3 protein-coding genes are annotated in these 1,954 nt (G+C 69.1%); all 3 read left to right on the forward strand.

What is annotated here, in order from left to right; genetic code table 11:
• Positions 1–44 precede the first annotated feature (44 nt).
• Positions 45–512, forward strand: coding sequence for a 23S rRNA (pseudouridine(1915)-N(3))-methyltransferase RlmH (locus D477_RS20530; RefSeq protein ID WP_190273594.1), 468 nt, complete (start codon positions 45–47; stop codon positions 510–512).
• Positions 513–589: 77 nt separating this feature from the next.
• Positions 590–1,186 carry a hypothetical protein gene (locus tag D477_RS20535; RefSeq protein ID WP_005275194.1) on the forward strand — a complete coding sequence of 199 codons (597 nt, stop codon included), beginning with the start codon at positions 590–592 and terminating at the stop codon, positions 1,184–1,186.
• An 89-nt stretch (positions 1,187–1,275) separates the two neighbouring features.
• On the forward strand, positions 1,276–1,954 hold a 679-nt coding region (locus tag D477_RS20540; RefSeq protein WP_005275196.1), incomplete at its 3' end, for a YcnI family protein.

Genomic DNA, 1,954 nt, shown 5'->3' on the forward strand with positions numbered 1-1,954 from the left:
TCCCGTGGGACGGCCGGCGCTGCCGTTGCTGGAACAATAAGTTCATGTCCCTGCGCATCCTGACCATCGGCCGCAAGCATGAAAGCTGGGTGGCCGAGGGCATCGGCCGCTACGAAAAACGCCTGAAGAAACCCTTCGACGTCACGTGGCTACCGATCCCCCACTCTGCCCGGGAAAACGATGCCGCCCGGAAGGAAGAATCGGCCCAGTTGCTGGGCAAGCTGTCCGGCAAGAATGCGAACGACTTCGTCATCCTGCTGGACGAGCGCGGCCGCAACATCGATTCGCCCACGCTGGCCCGGACCCTCCAGGCCCCGCTCGACAGCTCCCGCAACGTCACGCTGATCATCGGCGGCGCCTACGGCGTGGACGAGACCATCCACCAGCGTTCCGACTTCGTCTGGTCGCTGTCCAAACTCGTTTTCCCGCACCAGCTGGTCCGGCTGATCCTCATCGAACAGCTCTACCGGGCTCAGGAAATCATAAGCGGCCGACCCTACCATCACGAATAGCCGCGGATTCCGCTCCGGCGGACCGCACGGCTTAGACTTTTACGCAGCGTAGAAAAGGCCAGCGGAGGGAGGCGGCCATGGCCCGGACGCCGGCGTTGGCACCGCTGCGGCTGCTGCGCGCCGGCAGCTTCGCGGCTGCCATACTCTGCCTCTCCGCTGCCGCGCACGTTGCCGGCGGAGGCACTTTGCCCGCTCCCGCCGTCGTTATTGCCCTGGGCACGCTCACCCTGCTGCCGGTGATGATCCTGGCCGGACGCAAGCTCGGCGCCAAAACCACGGCCGCAGTCCTCGGTGCCAGCCAGCTGCTCCTGCACCAGGCCTTCACCGTGTTAAGTACGACGGCGCTGTGCACCGAGGCCGGGCACCACGCCTATGCGGGGTCCGGGTCGCTGGAGTGCTTGGCGGCCACGGCCCACACGGCCGGGGAGCATGGCGCCGGCATGGTCGCCGCGCACGTGCTTGCCACCGTGCTGACCGGCCTGCTGCTGGTCCGCGGCGAAGATGCACTGTGGGCGCTGGCCGCCTGGCTGCGACCGCTCACCCGGCTGCCCGCCGCCGTCGTCCTTCCCGTCCGCCGCAGCCAGGCTCCGGCTGCGACGCCCCGCGAACTGCGCACGCTGTGCCAGCTGGCGCTCGAGCCGCTCCGCGGACCTCCCGCGCTGTCCTTTCACTAAGCCATCCTGCCCGAACCGGGCAACATCATCCGCGCCGCCATCCGGCGCACCCGCGCGCCTGCCAACGGCGCGCCCTGAAAGGACCTGCCATGAACACCACCCGTTTCGCCCTGCGCAGCTCGCTCGCCGCTGCCGCAGCCCTCGGCCTGGCCGGCCTCGGCGCCGGCGCCGCTTCCGCCCATGTCCACGTGAACCCGGACAGCACTGCCGCCGGTTCCAGTTCCGTGCTCAGCTTCGATTTCGCCCACGGCTGCGGCACCTCGCCGACCACCGAAATCGCGATCACCCTGCCGGACCAGCTGGACGATGCGACGCCCACCGCGCACCCGGGCTGGACCGTGGAAAAGGTGACGGAAAAGCTCGATGAGCCCAAGAAGGCCGAGGGCGGGGCAACCGTCACCGAACGCGTCAGCCAGATCGTCTACACCGCGAAGGAGCCAGTGGCCGACGGCGTGCGCGACGTGCTGCAGCTGCAGGTCAAACTGCCGGACGCCGCAGGCGAAACGCTCGCCTTCCCTGTCCTGCAGACCTGCGAAGAGGGCTGGACCGACTGGGCGCAGGTTGCCGAAGAAGGGCAGGACGCCCATAGCCTGGAATCCCCGGCGCCGACCATGACCCTGACCGCTGCTCAGGCCGACGGCCACGGGCATGCAGCAGCCCAGCCTGCGGCACAGGAGGCCGGCGCCACCAGCGAGGCTGTCGAAGCTTCGCCCGCCAGCAGCACTACCAGCGATGGCGGTGCCGGCGTGGCGGGCTGGGTCGGCCTCG

The organism is Arthrobacter crystallopoietes BAB-32 (genome assembly GCF_000328305.2).
In the GTDB taxonomy this organism is placed as follows: domain Bacteria; phylum Actinomycetota; class Actinomycetes; order Actinomycetales; family Micrococcaceae; genus Crystallibacter; species Crystallibacter crystallopoietes_A.